Below are 18,641 nucleotides of genomic sequence, written 5' to 3' on the forward strand. Positions count from 1 at the left end.
TGGTGCTTTAATTTTACTGGGGGGGGTTTGAGGTGGGCTTCTTCCGCCGAAAGCGGGGGTTGGGGGTGTGAGGGCGGGGGGCGGCGGGGGGGGGGCGGCCCCCCCCCCCGCCCCGGCGGGGCCCGGCGGCCGGGCCCCGCCACCGGACCCGGCGCAGACCGGATGTCGAGCGCTCGTCCGCCACTCGAATGGTGTTATCAACAGCCTGTGGACACGCTCTGTGGACAACCCGTGCGGGAAAAGGGCGCGGGCGCCTAGAGTGGGGGCAAAGCGGATCATTTGTTCGATTTATGCCGCTGCGGGGAGCGGCCGGGGCCGTTAGCTTCACCGCGTAGCGGCACCCCGGGCGGGGCCACTCCAGGAAGGAACCAGGCGCATGGGCGGATTTCCGGAAGGCGCGCCGTGCTGGGCCGACGCGACGCTGTCCGACCTCGCGGCGGGCAAGCGGTTCTACGGCGCACTGATGGGCTGGACCTTCGACGACGACGCCGAGGAGCGGTACGGGTACTACACCAACGCCTTCAGCGGGGGAAAGCGCGTCGCCGCCCTCGTCCCCAAGAGGGACGGCCGGATGCCGACCGCCTGGGGCGTCTACTTCGCGACCCCCGACGCCGCGGGCCTCGCCGTGCGGATCAGGGCGGCGGGCGGCCAGCTGGTGAGGGACCCGGTGGAGGTTCCTCCGTACGGGACGATGGCGGTCGCCGCCGACCCCGGCGGCGCGGTCTTCGGCCTCTGGCAGGCCGCTCAGCACACGGGGTTCGAGATGAGCGGCGAGCCGGGCTCCTTCTGCTGGACCGAGGTGTACACCCGGGACACGGCCCAGGCCGACCGCTTCTACGAGGCGGTCTTCGGCTTCGAGGGCCGGGACCTGGACGGCACGGACGACGACTTCCGCACTTGGTCACCCGCGGGTTCCGAGCCCGGCCCAGACACGGCCTTCGGCGGCCGCAGCCTCATAGGGGACACCTTCCCCGCCGAGATGCCCGACCACTTCCTGGTGTACTTCGCGGTGGGGGACTGCGACGCCACGGCCGCGGCCTGCGCCGACCTGGGCGGCCGGGTCACCACCGTGCCGTTCGACATGGCCCACGGACGGATGGCCGTCCTCACCGACGACCAGGGGGCGAGCTTCGCCATCCTCCAGAAGGACTGACCCGCCCCTCCAGGCGGAACGGGCGGGGGATGTCCGGATCGGGATGAGACATCCCGATCCGTGCTTGGGTTGGCCACCGGGCGCCTCCGGCAGGAAGAATCGGGGTGCCGCGTGAGACGCTGCACGGGGCCTTGTTGCGACGCGTTGATACTTAAGGCCCGTACGGGGAGGTGGCAGGCAAGTGGAGCAGCTGACGCAGCACGACCCGAGGCGGATCGGCCCCTTTGAGGTGCTGGGACGGCTCGGTGCCGGGGGCATGGGGCTGGTCTATCTGGCGCGCTCGGCGTCCGGCCGCCGCGTGGCGATCAAGACGGTGCGCACGGAGCTCGCCGAGGACCAGCTGTTCCGGGTGCGCTTCACCCGCGAGGTGGAGGCGGCCCGGGCCGTCAGCGGCTTCTACACGGCGGCCGTGGTCGACGCCGACCCGCGCGCGGCCGTGCCGTGGCTGGCCACCGCGTACGTACCGGCGCCCTCGCTAGAGGAAATAGTGAACGAGTGCGGGCCGCTCCCGGCCCAGGCGGTGCGCTGGCTCGCGGCCGGCATCGCCGAGGCGCTGCAGTCCATCCACGGGGCGGGCCTGGTCCACCGCGACCTCAAGCCGTCCAACGTCCTGGTGGTCGAGGACGGCCCCCGGGTGATCGATTTCGGTATCGCGTCCGGCGTCTCCAACACGCGCCTGACCATGACGAACGTGGCCGTGGGCACGCCCGCGTACATGTCGCCCGAGCAGGCGAAGGACTCGCGCAGCGTGACCGGCGCCAGCGATGTGTTCTCGCTCGGCTCGACGCTGGTCTTCGCGGCGACCGGCCACGCCCCCTTCCACGGCGCCAACCCGGTCGAGACCGTCTTCATGCTGCTGCGCGAGGGCCCGGACGTGACCGGACTGCCGGACGAGCTGCGGCCGCTCATCGAGTCCTGCATGAAGATGGAGGCCGGGCTGCGGCCCTCGCCCGAGGACCTCCAGTCGCAGCTCGCCCCGCACCTCTTCGGCGGCTCGGACGACAGCGGCACCGCGTCGGCATGGCTGCCCGACCGCTCGGTGGCGATGATCGAGCAGCGCCGGGGCGGCGGCCGGGCCAAGCCGGTCGCGCAGCCCGTGGCCCCCTCGCCGCCGTCGCGCCCGCCCTACCAGCCGCCGTACCAGCCCTCGCTGCCCGAGGCCGTGCCGGACGGGCCTGTGCGGCTGGCCGGGGCGAAGGTGCCGATCGGTCCCGGGCCCCGGGTCATGGACGGGGCGCAGGCGGTTTCTGAGGCCAGCCCCGCCACGGGGTGGGTCAGAGTCCCGGCCGGCGGCCCCCTGGGCAGACCGGACCGGCCCCCGGCGAACGGGGCTCCGGCCGCCGCGCCGCCCGTCCCGGCCCCGGCCAGCTCGCCCGAGCCGCCCGGCCGCTGGCGGCCCTGGCGCTTCCGCATGTCGAACGACGTCTGGGGCACCCCTGCGGTGGCGGGCGACCTGCTCTACGTCACCTCCTTCGAGGTGCACGCGCTGGACGTGGGCAGCGGCCGGCGCCAGTTCAAGACGCGGGACGTGGCGTGGGCGATGGCCGTGGAGGCGGGCCGGATCCACGCCTCCGACGGTCCGACGCTGTACGCGCTGGACGCGACGGACGGCCGCGAGCTGTGGCGCCTGCCGACCGACGCCTGGGTCTACGCCCTCAAGGCGGACCGGGGCACGATCGTCACCGCGACCCGGGGCGGCGGGGTGCAGGCCTGGGAGGCAGCGAACGGCGAGAAGCTGTGGGAGATCACCGGCGCCCAGAGCGACTTCGAGACCCCCGAGGCCGGCCCCGTGATCCACGAGGGCACGGTGTACGTGTGGCAGGACGCGCGGCTGCGCGCCCTCGACGCGCGTACGGGCGTCGAGCGCTGGTCGTACCCGGTGGGCGACGCGGCGTCGTGCGGCGGAGTCCCGGTCCGCCTCGCCCCGGCACAGGACGGCTACGTCTACGTCTCGGCGGGCACGCGCGTCCTCTCGATCGACATCTCCAGCGGCCACGTCCGCTGGCACTTCGAGGCCCCGGCGGTCTTCCTCTGCCCGCCGACCTTCGCGCCGGGCCCGGCGGTCGCGGGCGGCGGGGTGTACCTGGCGGACTACCTCGGCACGGTGTACGCGCTGGACGCGGCCACCGGCAAGGACCGCTGGCGCATCGCCACCGAGTCCCGCCAGTCCATCGAGCCGGTCCTGGTGGCGGACGGCAACATCCACGTGGGCAGCGGCAACGCGCTGTACACCCTGGACGCGGTCACCTCCACCCCCAAGTGGCGCTTCGCGGCGGGCGCGGAGGTCGTGGGCACACCGGTGGTGGCCGACGGCCGCATCCACTTCGGCTCGGCCGACCACTGCCTCTACACCCTGGACGCGGCGGGGGGCCAACTCCGCTGGAAGCTCGCCACGGGCGGGGAAATCACGGGCTCGCCGGTGGCGCGGAACGGGGTGGTGTACGCGTGCAGCAAGGATCGCTGCGTGTACGCGCTGGACGCGGTGAAGGGGACGGCGACGTCGGGGGCGCATAGGTGATTCGGCTTCGCCCCGGGTTCCGTGTTCGTCCGCGGGGCGGTGGGGGCGGGGTTTGTCTGCGGGGTTCGGTGGGCTTGGCCCCCGGGAGACCGCCTCAGCCCGCCACCCGGCCGCCCGCCCAGGGCTTCAGGGAACGGGCGGGGTGGGGGAAAACCACCCCGGGACGGCCGTCGCACCCGGCACGGAAGGGGCTGGAACGGCGGCCGTCGTTCACGAGCGCGGGATGACACGGGCCCGGGCAAGCGCGCCGGACAGAGAGCCACCCCGGCTCTCGCTCAAGACGCTACCCCCCACCCCGCCCCCCTGCCAGCGGGGCTGTGGGAGTACGACGTGCACGCCGAGGAGATCGTGTGGCAGTCCTGGCAGTCCTTCGCTGCGCCGTACGCCGCCCCGCACGCCGACGCAGCCCGACCCGAGCCATTTGTCCGGGCCGAGACGGGCGATGCGCGCGGTTTCCGCCCGGAATCACCCAAGAGCCGGACCGCGCGGACCGAAGGACTCCGCACCGAACCCCGCCCCGGGCAGGCCGAAACCCCGCCCGCCCCTCCTGTTACGGTGTCGGCGGTCTTCGGCAGGCTTCGTTACGGGGGGTAGGGCACGTGTTCCGTCGACGGATGAGGTTCACGGCCGTACTGGCCGGAGTGGTGCTGGCACTGACCGGGTTCTCCGGGCACGGCCACGGCCACGGAAAGAGCAGTGGCGGTGGAGGCGGCTGCTCCAACTCCCACAAGAGCAACGGCGGTTCGGGGTACCGCCACGACGACGACTACGACAGCACCGGAGGGTCCGGCTCAAGCTCCGGATCCAGCTCCGGGTCCTACACCCCGAGCCCGACGCCGTCCCCCTCGGCCACCGCCACGGGGACCGTCGTCACCTGCGTCTCGCCCGCCAAGGGCAAGCGCCCGGCGGTCACTTCCGCGACCGTACGGGTCAGCGGCGACCCGCTGGCGAGCGGCAGCCACCGCTACCGCCTGGAGGTCGCCTTCCTCGGCGCGGCCGACGAGACGGTCGACACGGGCTCCGCCTTCGTCACCCTCGGTGCGGGGGCGACGGAGAGCGTGAAGGTGCCGATGGCGCTGCCGTCGCGCATCGCGAAGGTCAAGGAATGCCGCGTGGTGCGGGTCATGGAGTGGAGCTGACGCCCGCCGGCATCACCCCCGGTTCTTCTCCGCCTTGCCCTTGAGCGCGGCCAGCAGGTCGCGCAGCATGGACACGGTCATGTCGTCGACCAGGTTGGCGTTCTCGTCGAACCGCTCGTGCGCACGGAAGACCTGGACCTCCGGCTTGATCACGACGTCGCTCTCGGTCCAGACGAACACCTGACGCAGCGCCAACTGGGCCCGGACGGTGCCGAAGTTGGTCGGCGCCGCGCCCATGATCGCGATCGGCTTGTGCCGCAGCGGCAGCCCCTCCCGCTTGGTCCAGTCGGTGCTGACCCAGTCGATGGCGTTCTTCAGCGTGCCCGGGATCGAGTAGTTGAACTCGGGCGTCGCGATCAGTACGCCGTCGGCCTCGTTGATGCGGCGGCGCAGGTCGGCGACGACCGCCGGGCGGTTCTCGGGGGTGTCCAGGTCCAGGTCGTACGGGGGGATGTCGCGCAGGCCCTCGTAGATCTCGATGTCCAGGCCGCCGGGCTGGAACTTCTGGGCGGCCCGCAGCAGGGCGCTGTTGTGCGAGTCGGCGCGCAGGCTGCCCGAGATGCCGAGGATCTTGAAGTCGCTCATTGGTTTCCCTCCCAAGTGTGCGCCCCGAGGCGGGTGTTGCCCCTGCGGCGATGTGATGACACTAAACCGTTCAGTTCAGTCATGCAACTACACCGTGTGGTTTAGTCTTCTGCACGGTTCAGTCGGGGCATACTGAGGCGGACAGTGGAGGCGGCGACGGAGGCGAGAGTGATGAGCGAGGACGTGGACGCGTACGGAATTCCGGTGATCCCGGAGGCCGTGAGCGTCTCCCAGGTGAAGCGGCGGGCCATCGAGGAGGCGGCCCTGGCCGAGTTCCTGGCCGGGGGGTACAGCGCGGTGTCGGTCGACGCGATCGCCTCGCGCGCGGGGGTGTCCAAGCCGACGGTGTACAAGCACTTCGGCAGCAAGGAGCGGCTGTTCCTCGCGGTCATCGGCTCGGTCCTGAACGGTGCGTACGAGGAGCTGGAGCCGCACGGCATCGCGCTCACCCGGGCCGTCGACCTGCGCTCGGCGCTGATCGAGGTGCAGCTCGAATGGACGCTGATCCAGCTCGACGAACGGATCGTGCGGCTGCGGCGGCTGGTGATCGGGGAGGTCGACCGCTTCCCGCAGCTGGGGCGGCTGTGGTTCCGGCGCAGCTACGCGGCGATGAACGCGCCGCTGGTCGAGGCGTTCACCGAGCTCACGCGGCGCGGCGAGCTGGCCGTGCCGGATCCCGAGCTGGCGGTGAAGCAGCTGGTCGGCGCGACGATCGCGATCCCGCAACTGGCGAAGACCTTCGACCCCGAGTACGCCCCGTCCCACGACGACGTGGAGGCGCTCGTGGTGGCGGGGGTGGATGTGTTCCTGGCGCGGTACGGGGTGGGTAGCGGGTAGCGCCTCCGGCGGGGAGTCCCCATCCCACCCTTCCCGAAAGCCCTCTGGCGGGCGGCCTGTTTCGTCGGCTGCGGGCCGGTGGGGGCTGGTCGCTCCCCCAAGTTCTCGGCTCCGCTCGAACAGGGGGGATCCCCATCGCGGCGGAGCCGCACGATGTGACAGCCCCGCGCCCCTTGAATGCCGCGGCGCGGCATCCCCTGGGCGCCCCGAAGGGGCGCATTCAGGGGCGCGGGAAACTGCGCGAGCAACTCACCACGGTCCGCAGACGGACACCGGGCGACAAAGGGGGCGCGGGGAACTGCGCGACCAGCCCCCACCCACCCGCAGACGAATCACCTCACCCTGAACCCCCCACCCCTGCCCCCGAACAACTCCGCCTGCCGTTCCGGCGGAAGGTTCCCCAGCGCGATCAGCTGTGGGGCCTGGGCGAACGACTGGGCGAGAGTGGGGGCTCGGGTGGTCCACAGGGCTCGGACCGTGCCCTGGATCGCCTCCGTGGGGTAGGAGGACAGGACTTCCGCGCAGCGCAGCGCCGCCGCCACCTCCTCGCCTGCCGCCGTGACCTCGCTGACCAGGCCCGTCTCGTACGCCCTGCGCGCCGAGAGCCGTTCCGCCGTGCCCATCAGGGCGAGCCGGGCCGCCTCCCCGGGGGGCATGCGGGTGGCCAGGTAGGCGGACTCGTACGCGCTGACCATTCCGTACGTCGTGTGCGGGTCGAAGAACGTGGCGTCCTCGGCGGCGATCACGAACTCCGCCTCGCCCAGCAGATAGAACGCCCCGCCGCACGCCATCCCGCGCACCGCCGCGATCACCGGCTTCCACAGGTCGTTCGCCTTCGGGCCGATCGTGAGGAGGGGGTCGTCGACCGAGTACGGGGACGACGGCTGCGGCACCCGCGCCGCGCGGTCGATGCCCGTGCAGAACGCCTTGTCGCCCGCCCCGGTCAGCACGATCGCCCGTACGGTGTCGTCGTAGCGGAACCCGCGCCAGGCGGCGGACAGTCCGGCCGCCGTGTCGAGGTCGATCGCGTTGTGTTTGTGCGGGCGGTTCAGCGTGACGACGGCCACGCCCGTCTTCTCGTCCCGTACGACCTCCAGCGTCATGTGCGCTCCAGGAGCCAGCGGGGGACGGTCATGCCGTCTGCCTCGGTGGACATCCGCGTGAACGCGACCTGCACTCGCGCCCCGATCCGTAGCCGTTCCGGCGCCACCGAGTCCAGCGGCGCGTCCGGCTCGGCGACCACATTGCCGACCAGGCGGATCAGCGGGTCCTCGACGAGTTCGACGACCACCGCGTTGTAGGGGGCCTGGGCCGCGTACTCGGGCAGGAGCGGCGGGTGGGGGAACACATACGACCAGATGCGGCCGCGCCCGGACATCCTGCGCCACTCGCTGTCGAAGGAGTGGCAGTGCGGGCAGCACGGCCGGGGCGGGAACCGCAGCCGTCCGCAGTCGGGGGCGGCGCACGCCTGGACGCGCAGTTCGCCTCGGGCGGCGTACTCCCAGAACGGGGCGCCGTCGTCGTCGGTCACCGGGGCCGGCATCTCAACTCCTCAGCAGAATCGCGGACGTGGGCACGCCCTCGCCCGCCGTGACCAGGCAGGTCGCGGCGTCGGGAACCTGCGCGGTGGAGGTGCCGCGCAGTTGCTTCACGCCCTCGTTGATGAGGTTGAAGCCGTGTACGTACGCCTCGCTCAGGCCGCCGCCGCCCGTGTTGAGCGGCAGCCGGCCGCCGATCTCCAGGGCGCCGCCCTCGGTGAAGGCGGCGCCCTCGCCCCGGCCGCAGAAGCCGTAGCCCTCCAGGGAGAGCGGCACGAGCGGGGTGAACGCGTCGTAGATCTGGGCGACGTCGACGTCCTGGGGGCCGAAGTCGGCCTGTTTCCACAGGTGGCGGGCGGCGGTCCAGGCGGGGCCGGTCAGCGGGTCGTCGTTCCAGTAGTTGACCATGCCGTGGTGCTGGGCCGGCAGGCCCTGGGCGGCGGAGTGCACGTACACCGGCCGGTGGCGGCAGTCGCGGGCGCGCTCGGCGGAGACGATCACGCACGCGAGCGCGCCGTCCGTCTCCAGGCAGTTGTCGAAGAGGCAGAGCGGTTCGCTGATCCAGCGCGAGGTCATATACATGTCGCGGGTCAGCGGCCGCTCGTACATGATCGCGGCCGGGTTCTGGTTGGCGCGGTTGCGGCAGGCGAGGGCGACGTTGAAGAGGTGGTCGCGGGTGGCGCCGTACTCGTGCATATAGCGCCGCGCCAGCATGCCGATCTCGTCGGCGGGCCGCAGCAGCCCGAAGGGGCGCGTCCACTGGGCGGGGGTGGGCAGCTGGACCGCCGTGTTCGTCCACGGGCGGGGTCCGCTGCCGCGCTTGCGGGAGCGCCAGGCGACCCCCACGTTCGCCTGGCCGGTGGCGACGGCGGCGGCGAGGTGGGCGACGGTGGCGCACGAACCGCCGCCGCCGAAGCCGACCTTGCCGAAGAAGGTGACGTCGCCGGCGCCGATGGACTTGGCGACCTCCACCTCGTCGGTCTCCTCCATCGTGTACGAGGCGAAGCCGTCCACCTCGGAGGGGGAGATCCCGGCGTCGTCGAGCGCGGCGAGGATGGCCCGGCAGGCCAACTTCTTCTCGGAGTCGCCGAGTCGGCGGGCGAACTCCGTCTGGCCTATGCCCGCGATTGCCGTCGCGTCCTTGAGCATCGACACCCGCCACCTCCGCGATCGCCGTGCGCCATTGCCGCTGAATTGCTGCTGACAGCGAGGAAGGGTACAGCTAATCTGACGGGTAGTCAGCTACCGTGTCGACCGCTGTTGCGGGTGGGAGGGTTTGCCATGCGGGGAGACCTGGAGTGGGGCTCCGTCCCCGAGCTCGTACGGGACGCGGCCGAGCGGTACGGGCAGCGCGAGGCCGTCGTCGAGGGCCGCGCCCGCGTCTCCTACGCGGAGCTGGGCGAGCGGGTCGAACGGGCGGCGGCGGCCTGTATGGCGGCCGGGGTCGAGAGCGGCGACCGCGTCGCGGTGTGGGCGCCCAACACCCTGGACTGGGTCGTCTCCGCGCTCGGCGCGGTCACGGCCGGGGCGGTGCTCGTACCGCTGAACACGCGGTTCAAGGGGGCGGAGGCGGCGTACGTACTCCAACGCAGCCGGGCGAAGCTGCTGTTCATCACGGGAACGTTCCTGGGCACGTCGTACGTTGCCACCTTGCGGCGTGCCGCCGCCGAGGGCGAGGGCGCGGGGCCCCTGCCCGGACTGCCGCATCTGGAACAGGTGGTGGTCCTGGCGGAGGACGCGCCGGACGACTTCTGGACCTGGAAGGACTTCCTGGCGGGAGGGGAAGGCGTTCCGGCGGCGGACGTGCGAGGGCGGGCGGACTCGGTGGCTCCCTCCGCCCCCTCGGACATCGTCTTCACCTCCGGCACGACGGGCCGCCCCAAGGGTGCGGTGATCACGCACGCGCAGACGCTGCGGGCCTACGGCATCTGGAGCGAGCTGGCGGGCCTGCGCGAGGGCGACCGCTATCTGATCGTGAACCCGTTCTTCCACACCTTCGGGTACAAGGCGGGGATCATCGCCTGTCTGATGCGGGGCGCGACGATGGTGCCGCAGCCGGTGTTCGACGTCGAGACGGTCCTGGCGAACATCGCCGCCGAGCGCATCTCCGTACTGCCGGGCCCGCCCACGCTCCACCAGTCCCTCCTCGACCACCCGGCGCGCACCGCCCACGACCTGTCCGCGCTGCGGCTCGTGGTGACCGGCGCGGCGGTCGTCCCGCTGCGGCTCGTCGAGCGGCTGCGGACGGAGCTGGGGATCGGGACGGTGCTCACCGCGTACGGGCTGTCCGAGGCGAGCGGCATCGTCACGATGTGCCGCCGAGGCGACCCGGCGGAGGTGATCGCGTCCACGTCCGGGCGGGCGATACCCGGTACGGAGGTACGGGTCCTGGCGGCGCCGGGCGAGCCGGGGGAGGTGCTGGTGCGCGGGTTCAACGTGATGCGCGGGTACTTCGAGGACGAGGCGGAGACGGCGCGGGCGATCACGGGGGACGGGTGGCTGCGGACGGGGGACGTGGGGGTCCTGGACGCGGCGGGCAACCTGCGGATCACCGACCGGATCAAGGACATGTTCATCGTCGGGGGGTTCAACGCGTACCCCGCCGAGATCGAGCAGGTGCTCGGTCTGCATCCCGAGGTCGCGGACGTGGCGGTGGTGGGGGTGCCGGACGCGCGCCTCGGAGAGGTGGGCAAGGCGTTCGTGGTGCGGCGGGCCGGGTCCGCCCTGACGGCGGACGAGCTGATCGCGTGGGCGCGGCGGGAGATGGCGAACTTCAAGGTGCCGCGGGAGGTGTGGTTCTTGGGGGAGTTGCCGCGGAATGCGGGGGGGAAGGTGGTGAAGGGGGTGCTTCGGGAGTTTTCCCCCACCCCACCCGTTGCCTGAACCCTCCGGGGGTGGGTGGGGGTTGAGGTGGGTTTCCCGGGGGCTCCGCCCCGTGCACCCCTGGGCGGGGGCTCCGCCCCCTGCACCCTGCGACTGGGCTCCGCCCCGGACCCGTTCGTCTGCGGGTCGTCTGTGGCTGGTCGCGCAGTTCCCCGCGCCCCTGAAGGGCGGGAGCTTCGCTCCCTGCCCCCGCGCCTGAAGGGCGGGCTTGCGGCCTCTGCCCCCTGGTGAGGTCTGCGGGTTGCGGCCCTTGCCCCCTGGTGAGGTCTGCGGCCTGTCCCTGCCCCCGACGTCACCGTTCCGCAGGCCATCGCCGTTACTTCCCCTCCCCGTTGAACTTCGCCGTCGACCAGAAGTAGCCCAGCACCGCGAGGCCCACGCACCAGGCGACCGCCAGCCAGCCGTTGTTGCCGATCTCGGTGCCGAGCAGGAGGCCGCGCAGGGTTTCGATGGCGGGGGTGAACGGCTGGTACTCGGCGATCGGCCGGAACCAGCCCGGCATCGTGTCGGCCGGGATGAAGGCGCTGGAGATGAGGGGCAGGAGGATCAGCGGCTGCGCGCTGTTGGCGGCGGCCTCGGCGTTCGGGCTGGCCATGCCCATGCCGACGGCGATCCAGGTGAGCGCCAGGGCGAAGAGCACGAGCAGTCCGAACGCGGCCAGCCACTCCAGGGCCGTGGCGTTCGTGGACCGGAAGCCGATGGCCACGGCGACGGCGCCGACGAGGACCACGCTGGCGATGCACTGCAGCACGCTGCCGACGACGTGCCCGATGAGGACGGAGCCGCGGTGGATCGCCAGCGTACGGAAGCGGGCGATGATGCCCTCGTTCATGTCGGTGGCGACGGACACCGCCGCCCCGATCACGGTGCCGCCGATGGTCATCATCAGGATGCCCGGGACGATGTAGGCGATGTAGTCGGAGCGGTCGGTGCCGCCGATGCCCGTGCTCATCACGTCTCCGAAGATGTAGACGAAGAGCAGCAGGAGCATGACCGGGGTGAGCAGCAGGTTCAGGGTGAGGGACGGGTAGCGGCGCGCGTGCAGCAGGTTGCGGCGCAGCATCGTCTTCGAGTCGCGGACGGCGAGGGGGAGAGAGCTCATCGGACGGACTCCTTGGGCTGGTTGGGGACCTTGGCGCTGCCGGTCAGGGCGAAGAAGACGTCGTCGAGGTCGGGGGTGTGCACGGTCAGTTCGTCCGCCTCGATGCCGGCCGAGTGCAGCCGGTCGAGGAGGGAGCGCAGTTCGCGCTGGCTCCCGTCGCTGGGGATCTGGAGTGACAGCGCCTCGTCGTCCCGGTTGACCTCGCCGAGAGCGGAGGCGGCGCTCCCGTACGCGGACGCGTCGGTGAAGCGGAGCCGGACATGCCCGCCGGGGATCAGCCGCTTCAGCTCCTCGGCCGTCCCCTCGGCGGCGATCTTGCCGTCGTGCAGTACCGCGATGCGGTCGGCGAGCTCGTCGGCCTCGTCCAGGTACTGGGTGGTGAGGAAGACGGTGACGCCGTCGGAGACCAGTTCGCGGATGATCCCCCACATGTTGTGCCGGGAGCGGGGGTCGAGGCCGGTGGTCGGCTCGTCGAGGAAGATGATCCGCGGGGCGCCGACCAGCGTCATGGCGATGTCCAGACGGCGCTTCATACCGCCGGAGTAGGTGGAGGCGGGCTTCTTCGCTGCCTCCACCAGATCGAAGCGCTCCAGCAACTCGGCGGCGACCCGCCGCCCCTCCCGCTTGGACAGATGGTGCAGGTCCGCCATCAGGAGCATGTTCTCCTCGCCGGTGATCAGGCCGTCCACGGCGGAGAACTGGCCGGTGACGCCGATCGCGCGGCGCACCGCCTGGGGGGCGGCGGCCAGGTCGTGGCCGCCGATGCGGATGTCGCCGGTGCCGGGGTCGGCGGGGATGAGGGTGGAGAGGATCTTCACGGCGGTGGTCTTGCCGGCGCCGTTCGGGCCGAGCAGGGAGAAGACCGTTCCTTCGGGGACGGCGAGGTCGACGCCGTCGAGCACGACCTTGTCGCCGTAGGACTTGCGCAGCCCGTTCGCCGCGATGGCCGAGTTGGTCACGATGGGGCTCCTTCAGAGACTGCGAGCGGTTGGAGGCTGTGAGCGGTCAGAGGCTGCGGGCGGCGATGTCGCCGTAGGCGGTGGTCGCGTGGATGTTCAGGCCGGCGGCGCCGTCGGTGTTCCGAAGCGCGTTCTGGATCCGGCCGTACGCGGTGCCGGCGTCCAGGGAGGCGGAGACTCCGCGGGCGGCGCCGACCGTGATGTCGCCCTGCTGGGTGCTCAGGGTGACCGTGCCGCTCACGGCCTCCGCGATGTGGATGCTGCCCCGCTGGGTGTTGATTTCCGCGGGACCGCCCAGGCGGCCGACCGAGACGTCGCCGTCGAGGACGGCGAGGCGGGCGCTCGCGGCCTCGTCGAGCTTGAGCGAGCCGTTCGCGCCCTCGATGACGACGTCGCCGAGCCGTCCGACGCCCCGGAACTCGGCGGCGGCGGCCTTCGCTTCGATACGGGAGCCGGTGGGCAGCTGGACCGTCACCTCGACGGATCCGGACCTGCCGAGGAGCCGGTTCTTCGCCGGTGCGGCCTCGATCCGCAGGACGCCGTCGCCGTACCCGACCGTGATCTGCTCCGCCGCCTTCACGTCGCGGCCGTCCGAGGCGTTCGCGGGCAGGACCTCGACCGTGGCGTCGGCCCGGTCGGCGGCGATGAACCGGATGCGTCCCGCGGGGATGTCGAGGACGGCGGCGATCGGGGCGGTGGTGTTGAACTTCTGCATTGTTCTTTCCTTCGGTTCGTCGTTTCCGATGAGGGAAAAGCTACGTTGCGTTCATGGATCGGGCAACAAGCTCGTTGCGAAGAATTGCCATAAGTGCAGGTCAGAGCTAGAAAATCGTTGCAATGGCCTCGGCCCTAATGCAACAACGGCCATGTCGCTCGTTGCAATGAATTGGGAGTGAACGCTATGCTCGCGCCATCAAGGACCACGAAGGAGACCGCGATGCCGGGAGGCAGGCTCACCCAGCAGGAACGCCAGCAGATCGCGCTGGGACTGGCCGACGGACTCGCCTACGCGGAGATCGCCAGACGGCTCGACCGCCCCACCTCGACGGTCACGCGTGAGGTGATGCGCAACGGCGGCCCCACCGCCTACCGCGCCGACCTGGCCCACCGCGCCACCGAACGCCGCGCCCACCGGCGTACGCAATCCGCGCCCCGGGACCCGGAGGCGCCGGCGCAGGCCTACGGGCGCGATGCCGAGGCGGTGCGCGAGTACGAGGAGGCGCTCACCACCGTCATGATGGCTTCGGGCCTGCCCAAGATGATGTCCCGGGTGATGGCCTGCCTCACCCTCACCGACGCGGGCAGCCTCACCGCGTCCGAACTGGTCCAGCGCCTCCAGGTCAGCCCGGCGTCCGTCTCCAAAGCGGTCGCGTTCCTCGACAGCCAGGGCATGGTCCGCCGGGAACGCGACGAACGCCGCCGCGAGCGCTACGTCATCGACGACGACATCTGGTACCAGTCGATGATGGCCAGCGTCCGGTCCAACGCCCAGATCGTCGAGATCGCACGGCAGGGCGTGGGTGTCCTCGGGCCCGAAACCCCGGCCGCCGTCCGCCTGGAGAACGTCGCCCGCTTCCTGGACTTCGTCAGTGAGAGCCTCATACGCGCCGCGGAGCAGGCCCGCGAGGTCCTCCACACGAAGGCCGAAACGCCCTCGCCTTGAGCCGACCCCGTCCTGCGAAACGGCAAACACCAAACACCAGACGCCGAAAACCAAGCGCCCCGCGGCACGTCCGGCCGCGGGGCGCTTGGTTTCCCCCGTACTTCCCCCGTTCCCCCGTAACTTCCCCCGTGCCCCCCGTACGTCCCCCGTTGCTCCCCCCGTCGGGGACGCGCACCCCCAAGTACGCGCCCCCGACGATCCCCCGTTCCCCCGTTCCCCCGTTTTCCCCCGTGCCCCCGTTCCCCCGTGGCCCGGTGGTTCCCCGTGGTCCCCCGTGGTCCCCCGTAAGTCGCCGGCCGCGACAACCCCCCTCCGCGTCGCCGCGGCCGGCCCCCGCCCAGCAGTGGTACTCAGGCCTCTTCGGAACCCGCGTGGTTCTCCTGGGGCTTGAGGACGTCCCTGCCGATCAGGCCCGCGTGGTTCTCCATGGGCTTGATCGGGCCGCCCGTGCCGATCACCCCGGCGTGGTTCTCCAGCGGCTTCACCACGTCGCCACCGATCAGGCCCGCGTGGTTCTCAAGGGGCTTGATCTTGGCGTCGCCACCGAGCGAAGCCGCCAGGCCCGCGTGGTTCTCCATCGGGCGGATCGTGCCCGTACCCGTTCCGGAGGCCGGGCTCCCCGCGTGGTTCTCCTGCGTCGTGGTGTCGCCGATCTCGGGCTTGTTTCCGTCACTCATCGTGTTCAGCTCCCCTGAGTTTGCTGCATGTCGTGCTGTGAACGGTGCCCGCCCGGCGGCTCCCCCGAGGGTCGCCGGACGGGCACTTCAAGGGCCGTCCACGTTAGCGGGGAGGCCCACCGTCGACCCGCCTGCCCCCCGACACGGCGGATCGTTGAGTAAGAGAGTGCCGAGGGGCGATAAACGATGGCTAAACGGCATCGGCAACAGCTTGGACAGCCACCTCGGTACCTACGGTTCCACGCCCGGGGAAGCCCCCACGAACACCCCTGTGAACAGGGGAAATTCGCGCTGCGCCGCCTCGCTACGCCGCCGCCATCGGGCTCAGCAACTGCCGTACGTCCTTGGCCTCCGCCGCGCCCGTCGACTCGTAGATGGCCAGCGCCTCGCGCCAGCACGCGCGGGCCCGGTCGGCCTGGCCCAGCTGGTCCAGGGCGCGGCCCAGCGTGGTGAGGACGTTGCCGCGCATCCACTCACCGCCGATGCAGCGCAGTGCCAGCGCCTGCTCCGCGTGCTGGGCCGCCCGGGCCGGGCGCCGCGCCGCGAAGTGCGCCTCGGCGATACGGAAGTGGGTGGTGCCCTCCCACAGGCGCTGGCGGTTGTCCTGGAAGACCTGGAGGGCCTGGCCCAGTTGGGAGAGGGCATCGTCCAGGCGGCCGGCCCGCGTCAGGGCGATGCCCAGTGCGAAGCGGCCGTTGGCGACCCGCAGGGCCAGGCCCATCTCGCTGAAGATGTCGAGCCCGCGCTGGGCGAGTTCGACGGCGCTGGACGTGCGGCCCATGTTCACGTGGATCCGCGCCAGATTGCACAGCGCGCTCGCCTCGCCCGGCCGGTTGCCGTCGGCCCGGTAGTTGTCGATCGCCTCCTGGAGGAAGCGTTCGCCGTCGGCGTGGCGGTTCTGGTAGAACGCGATGATCCCGCGGTCGTTGGGCGCGGCCCCGGCCGGCATCGGGTCGCCGGCCTCGTTGGCGAGCAGCGAGGAGAGCCGCGCCTCCTCGTCGGCCTGCTCGAAGCGGCCGGAGACGAGCAGCACGGTGGAGAGCGCGAGCCGGGCCCGCGCCTCGGCGCTCGCGTCGCTCCTGTCGTGCCCGGCGTCGCGGACGGCGATCGCGGTGGTCTCGTACTGCCGCGAGTTGGCCCCCGACTCGGCGAGGTCCTTCGCCGCCCACAGCAGGTCCACCGCGCGCCGCAGCAGCGCGGGGTCGCCCGCGCACTGGTGGACGCACGACAGCAGGCAGTTGGCCTCCGCGTACAGCCAGTCCACCGCCGCGTGCCCGTCGGCGAACGGCAGCCCCGGGTACTGGGTCGGCGCCAGGTGCTCCACCAGCCGGTCGCCGGGCCGCTCGATCGCGTACACCCGGGCGGCCGTGGCCAGATAGAAGTCGAGCAGCCGCGACATGGCCGGGGCCCGCTCGGACGGCGGGTCCTCGTCGCGCTCGGCGCATGCACGCGCGTAGAGCCGTACGAGGTCGTGGTAGCGGTAGCGGCCGGGGGCCGCCGACTCCACCAGGCTGGTGTCGACGAGGGATTCGAGCAGGTCCTCGGTCTCCTGGAGCGGCAGGTCGAGTACGGCGGCGGCGGCGGCCAGTGAGATGTCCGAGCCGTCGGGCAGGCCGAGCAGCCGGAAGGCGCGGGCCTGGGCGGGCTCCAGCTGGCCGTAGCCGAGTTCGAAGGTGGCCTTGACCGCGAGGTCGCCCGCCTGCAGCTCGTCCAGGCGGCGCCGCTCGTCGGCGAGCTTGGCGGCGAGGACCGAGACGGTCCAGGTGCGGCGGGAGGCGAGCCGGGAGGCGGCGATACGGATCGCGAGCGGCAGGAAGCCGCAGGCGGCCACCACGTCGAGCGCCGACTGGCGCTCCGCGCTCACCCGCTCCTGGCCCACGATCTTCGTGAAGAGCTGGAGGGCCTCCTCCGGCGACATCACGTCCAGGTCGACCAGATACGCCCCGGCCAGGTCCAGCATCCGGATGCGGCTGGTGACCAGGGCGGCGCAGCCCGCCGTGCCGGGCAGCAGGGGGCGCACCTGTGCGGCGTCGCGCGCGTTGTCGAGCAGGACGAGGACGCGGCGGCCGTCGAGCGTGGAGCGGAACAGGGCCGCGCGCTCCTCCAGTGAGTCGGGGATGGACGCGTCGGGGGTGCCGAGCGCCCGCAGGAACGCGCCGAGCACCGCTTCCGGCTCGCAGGCGCGCGGCCCGGTGCCCTGGAGGTCCACGTACAGCTGGCCGTCGGGGAAGTGCGGGCGGGCCGTGTGGGCGACGTGCACGGCGAGCGTCGTCTTGCCCACGCCGCCGATCCCGGCGAGCGCGGAGACGGCCATCACGGTGGTGTCGGCGGTGGCGAGCCGCGCCGACAGCTCCTGGACGAAGGAGACGCGCCCGGTGAAGTCGGGGACGGACGCGGGGAGCTGGGCCGCGCGGACGGGCGCCGGGGCGGCGGGCGCCTCGGCGGGCCGGGCGAGGTCCTCGTCGGCCTGAAGGATCCGCTGCTGGAGCCGGGAGAGCTCGGGGCGCGGATCGACGCCCAGCTCGTCGGCGAGCAGCCTGCGCGTGTCCGCGTACACGGCGAGGGCCTCGGCCTGGCGTCCGCTGCGGTAGAGCGCGAGCATCAACAGCTCCCGCAGCCGCTCGCGCAGTGGGTACGCGGCGGTGAGCGCGGTCAGTTCGGAGACGGCCTCGGCGTGGCACCCGGCATCCAGCTCCATGTCGAGCCGCGCCTCGGTGAGCTGGAGCCGCCACTCGACGAGCCGGGTCCGCTCGGTGTCCGCGTGCGGGCCGGGGATCCCGGCGAGCGGCTCGCCGGCCCACAGCGCGAGCGTGGCCTTGAGCAGCTCGCGCGCCCTGGCCTGGTCGCCGGCGGCCCGCGCCTTCTCGGCCTCGGCGGCCAGCTCCTGGGCAGTGGTGAGGTCGAGGATGCCGGAGGAGAGCCGGATGGCGTATCCGCCGGCGTCGCTCACCAGGACGCCCGGCCCCAGGGCCTTGCGCAGTCGCGAGGCGTACGTCCGTACCGCGGCCAGGGCCTGGGAGGGCGGCTCGTCGCCCCAGATGGCGTCGATCAGCTCGGCGGCGGTGGCCGTGCGGCCGTCGCGCAGCAGCAGCGCGGCGAGGAGGGCGCGCTGCTGCGGCGAGCCGGACGGCAGGGCGTCGGGCCCGCGCCACGCGCGTACGGGTCCGAGCACGCCGAAGCGCAGGCCGGTGGTGTCCGCGGCCTGGCCGGCGTCCGCTGCCAGGACCGGAGCCCGCTGCTCCGGAATGCGCGGCTCGCCGTTTCGGTCCATAGCGACCCCCTGTGCCCCCGTAGCGCTGGTAATGCCCGTGCCAGTCTGCCCTGTCCATGGCATGCGCGTCAGCTACGGGTGACGCTCCGCACAGGGCCTCTGCACACTTTCGTTACAGGTCACCAGCGCATGTCCACGACCCTGTCCGGGGGACGGGCAGGCGTCGCGGGCGGGGAGGGAGGGGCGAATGGCCGACGAGTGACGGGTGGGTGGCCGAGGCGTGACCGGTATACGGGTTGCGGGGCGGCGGTATCCGCCGGGGCCATGCCGGGGTCGAGCAACGAAGAGACCGAAGCGCACCTGTCAAGCTAGCTGA

15 protein-coding genes are annotated in these 18,641 nt (G+C 72.1%); 6 read left to right on the forward strand and 9 right to left on the reverse strand.

All coding sequences use genetic code 11. The annotated features are described in order from the left end of the window. Nucleotides 1-376: 376 nt before the first annotated feature. The 3 genes from kbpA to ACZ499_RS03340 all read left to right on the forward strand — a co-directional run bounded on the left by kbpA (nt 377) and on the right by ACZ499_RS03340 (nt 4,810). Nucleotides 377-1,153: an AfsK-binding protein KbpA gene (kbpA, locus tag ACZ499_RS03330; RefSeq protein WP_468671714.1), complete on the forward strand. Its 777-nt coding sequence runs from the start codon at nt 377-379 to the stop codon at nt 1,151-1,153. Nucleotides 1,154-1,334: 181 nt separating this feature from the next. Further along, nucleotides 1,335-3,671, forward strand: coding sequence for a serine/threonine-protein kinase (locus ACZ499_RS03335; protein WP_468671716.1), 2,337 nt, complete (start codon nt 1,335-1,337; stop codon nt 3,669-3,671). Nucleotides 3,672-4,285: 614 nt separating this feature from the next. Continuing rightward, nucleotides 4,286-4,810 (forward strand): hypothetical protein, encoded by a 525-nt coding sequence (locus ACZ499_RS03340; protein ID WP_468671718.1) that lies wholly within the window; start codon nt 4,286-4,288, stop codon nt 4,808-4,810. 12 nt (nt 4,811-4,822) lie between these two features. On the opposite strand, the gene ACZ499_RS03345 is transcribed toward ACZ499_RS03340, so the two are convergent. Continuing rightward, nucleotides 4,823-5,395, reverse strand: coding sequence for an NADPH-dependent FMN reductase (locus ACZ499_RS03345; protein ID WP_468671721.1), 573 nt, complete (start codon nt 5,393-5,395; stop codon nt 4,823-4,825). Between the two features lie 171 nt (nt 5,396-5,566). Between ACZ499_RS03345 and ACZ499_RS03350 the strand changes: the two genes are divergently transcribed. Next, a complete protein-coding gene (locus tag ACZ499_RS03350; RefSeq protein ID WP_468671723.1) occupies nt 5,567-6,232 on the forward strand; it encodes a TetR/AcrR family transcriptional regulator in 666 nt (221 codons plus the stop codon). A 332-nt stretch (nt 6,233-6,564) separates the two neighbouring features. Here ACZ499_RS03350 and ACZ499_RS03355 read toward each other — a convergent pair whose 3' ends face one another. Genes ACZ499_RS03355 through ACZ499_RS03365 form a run of 3 tightly spaced genes read right to left on the reverse strand, consistent with a single transcriptional unit; the run spans nt 6,565 to nt 8,919 of the window. Beyond that, complete coding sequence (locus ACZ499_RS03355; protein ID WP_468671725.1) at nt 6,565-7,335, reverse strand: enoyl-CoA hydratase/isomerase family protein; 771 nt, start codon at nt 7,333-7,335, stop codon at nt 6,565-6,567. Then, nucleotides 7,332-7,775, reverse strand: coding sequence for a Zn-ribbon domain-containing OB-fold protein (locus tag ACZ499_RS03360; protein WP_468409691.1), 444 nt, complete (start codon nt 7,773-7,775; stop codon nt 7,332-7,334). The genes ACZ499_RS03355 and ACZ499_RS03360 overlap by 4 nt, the downstream gene beginning before the upstream one ends. A 1-nt stretch (nt 7,776) precedes the next feature. Then, the gene (locus ACZ499_RS03365; RefSeq protein WP_468410064.1) at nt 7,777-8,919 is read right to left on the reverse strand and encodes a lipid-transfer protein; all 1,143 of its coding nucleotides are present in this window, start codon (nt 8,917-8,919) and stop codon (nt 7,777-7,779) included. A gap of 132 nt (nt 8,920-9,051) precedes the next feature. On the opposite strand from ACZ499_RS03365, the gene ACZ499_RS03370 reads away from it, so the two are divergent. Continuing rightward, entirely contained in the window at nt 9,052-10,653 is a 1,602-nt protein-coding gene (locus ACZ499_RS03370; protein WP_468671730.1) for a FadD3 family acyl-CoA ligase, read from the forward strand. Nucleotides 10,654-10,969: 316 nt separating this feature from the next. On the opposite strand, the gene ACZ499_RS03375 is transcribed toward ACZ499_RS03370, so the two are convergent. The 3 genes from ACZ499_RS03375 to ACZ499_RS03385 are packed head-to-tail and all read right to left on the reverse strand — an operon-like array spanning nt 10,970 to nt 13,429. After that, the gene (locus tag ACZ499_RS03375) at nt 10,970-11,755 is read right to left on the reverse strand and encodes an ABC transporter permease (protein ID WP_468671734.1); all 786 of its coding nucleotides are present in this window, start codon (nt 11,753-11,755) and stop codon (nt 10,970-10,972) included. After that, nucleotides 11,752-12,714 carry an ATP-binding cassette domain-containing protein gene (locus tag ACZ499_RS03380; RefSeq protein WP_468671736.1) on the reverse strand — a complete coding sequence of 321 codons (963 nt, stop codon included), beginning with the start codon at nt 12,712-12,714 and terminating at the stop codon, nt 11,752-11,754. Before ACZ499_RS03380 ends, ACZ499_RS03375 begins: the two co-directional genes overlap by 4 nt. A gap of 46 nt (nt 12,715-12,760) precedes the next feature. Continuing rightward, entirely contained in the window at nt 12,761-13,429 is a 669-nt protein-coding gene (locus ACZ499_RS03385) for a DUF4097 family beta strand repeat-containing protein (RefSeq protein ID WP_468671738.1), read from the reverse strand. 222 nt (nt 13,430-13,651) lie between these two features. Between ACZ499_RS03385 and ACZ499_RS03390 the strand changes: the two genes are divergently transcribed. Continuing rightward, nucleotides 13,652-14,377, forward strand: a complete 726-nt coding sequence (locus ACZ499_RS03390; protein ID WP_468671741.1) for a helix-turn-helix domain-containing protein — start codon at nt 13,652-13,654, stop codon at nt 14,375-14,377. A gap of 350 nt (nt 14,378-14,727) precedes the next feature. Here the strand turns inward: ACZ499_RS03390 and ACZ499_RS03395 are convergent, their stop codons facing one another. Beyond that, nucleotides 14,728-15,054: a hypothetical protein gene (locus ACZ499_RS03395; RefSeq protein ID WP_468671745.1), complete on the reverse strand. Its 327-nt coding sequence runs from the start codon at nt 15,052-15,054 to the stop codon at nt 14,728-14,730. Between the two features lie 304 nt (nt 15,055-15,358). Beyond that, nucleotides 15,359-18,325 carry an SARP-family global regulator AfsR gene (gene afsR / locus ACZ499_RS03400; RefSeq protein WP_468671748.1) on the reverse strand — a complete coding sequence of 989 codons (2,967 nt, stop codon included), beginning with the start codon at nt 18,323-18,325 and terminating at the stop codon, nt 15,359-15,361. Between the last annotated feature and the right edge of the window lie 316 nt (nt 18,326-18,641).

The organism is Streptomyces sp. NPDC031265 (genome assembly GCF_055570295.1).

Bases quoted from the DNA above. Each gene is read 5' to 3' on its own strand.
- kbpA (WP_468671714.1), top strand. From the start codon at position 377: ATGGGCGGATTTCCGGAAGGCGCGCCGTGCTGGGCCGACGCGACGCTG.
- ACZ499_RS03340 (WP_468671718.1), top strand. From the start codon at position 4,286: ATGAGGTTCACGGCCGTACTGGCCGGAGTGGTGCTGGCACTGACCGGG.
- ACZ499_RS03345 (WP_468671721.1), bottom strand. From the start codon at position 5,395: ATGAGCGACTTCAAGATCCTCGGCATCTCGGGCAGCCTGCGCGCCGAC.
- ACZ499_RS03350 (WP_468671723.1), top strand. From the start codon at position 5,567: ATGAGCGAGGACGTGGACGCGTACGGAATTCCGGTGATCCCGGAGGCC.
- ACZ499_RS03355 (WP_468671725.1), bottom strand. From the start codon at position 7,335: ATGACGCTGGAGGTCGTACGGGACGAGAAGACGGGCGTGGCCGTCGTC.
- ACZ499_RS03360 (WP_468409691.1), bottom strand. From the start codon at position 7,775: ATGCCGGCCCCGGTGACCGACGACGACGGCGCCCCGTTCTGGGAGTAC.
- ACZ499_RS03365 (WP_468410064.1), bottom strand. From the start codon at position 8,919: ATGCTCAAGGACGCGACGGCAATCGCGGGCATAGGCCAGACGGAGTTC.
- ACZ499_RS03370 (WP_468671730.1), top strand. From the start codon at position 9,052: ATGCGGGGAGACCTGGAGTGGGGCTCCGTCCCCGAGCTCGTACGGGAC.
- ACZ499_RS03375 (WP_468671734.1), bottom strand. From the start codon at position 11,755: ATGAGCTCTCTCCCCCTCGCCGTCCGCGACTCGAAGACGATGCTGCGC.
- ACZ499_RS03385 (WP_468671738.1), bottom strand. From the start codon at position 13,429: ATGCAGAAGTTCAACACCACCGCCCCGATCGCCGCCGTCCTCGACATC.
- ACZ499_RS03390 (WP_468671741.1), top strand. From the start codon at position 13,652: ATGCCGGGAGGCAGGCTCACCCAGCAGGAACGCCAGCAGATCGCGCTG.
- ACZ499_RS03395 (WP_468671745.1), bottom strand. From the start codon at position 15,054: ATGAGTGACGGAAACAAGCCCGAGATCGGCGACACCACGACGCAGGAG.
- afsR (WP_468671748.1), bottom strand. From the start codon at position 18,325: ATGGACCGAAACGGCGAGCCGCGCATTCCGGAGCAGCGGGCTCCGGTC.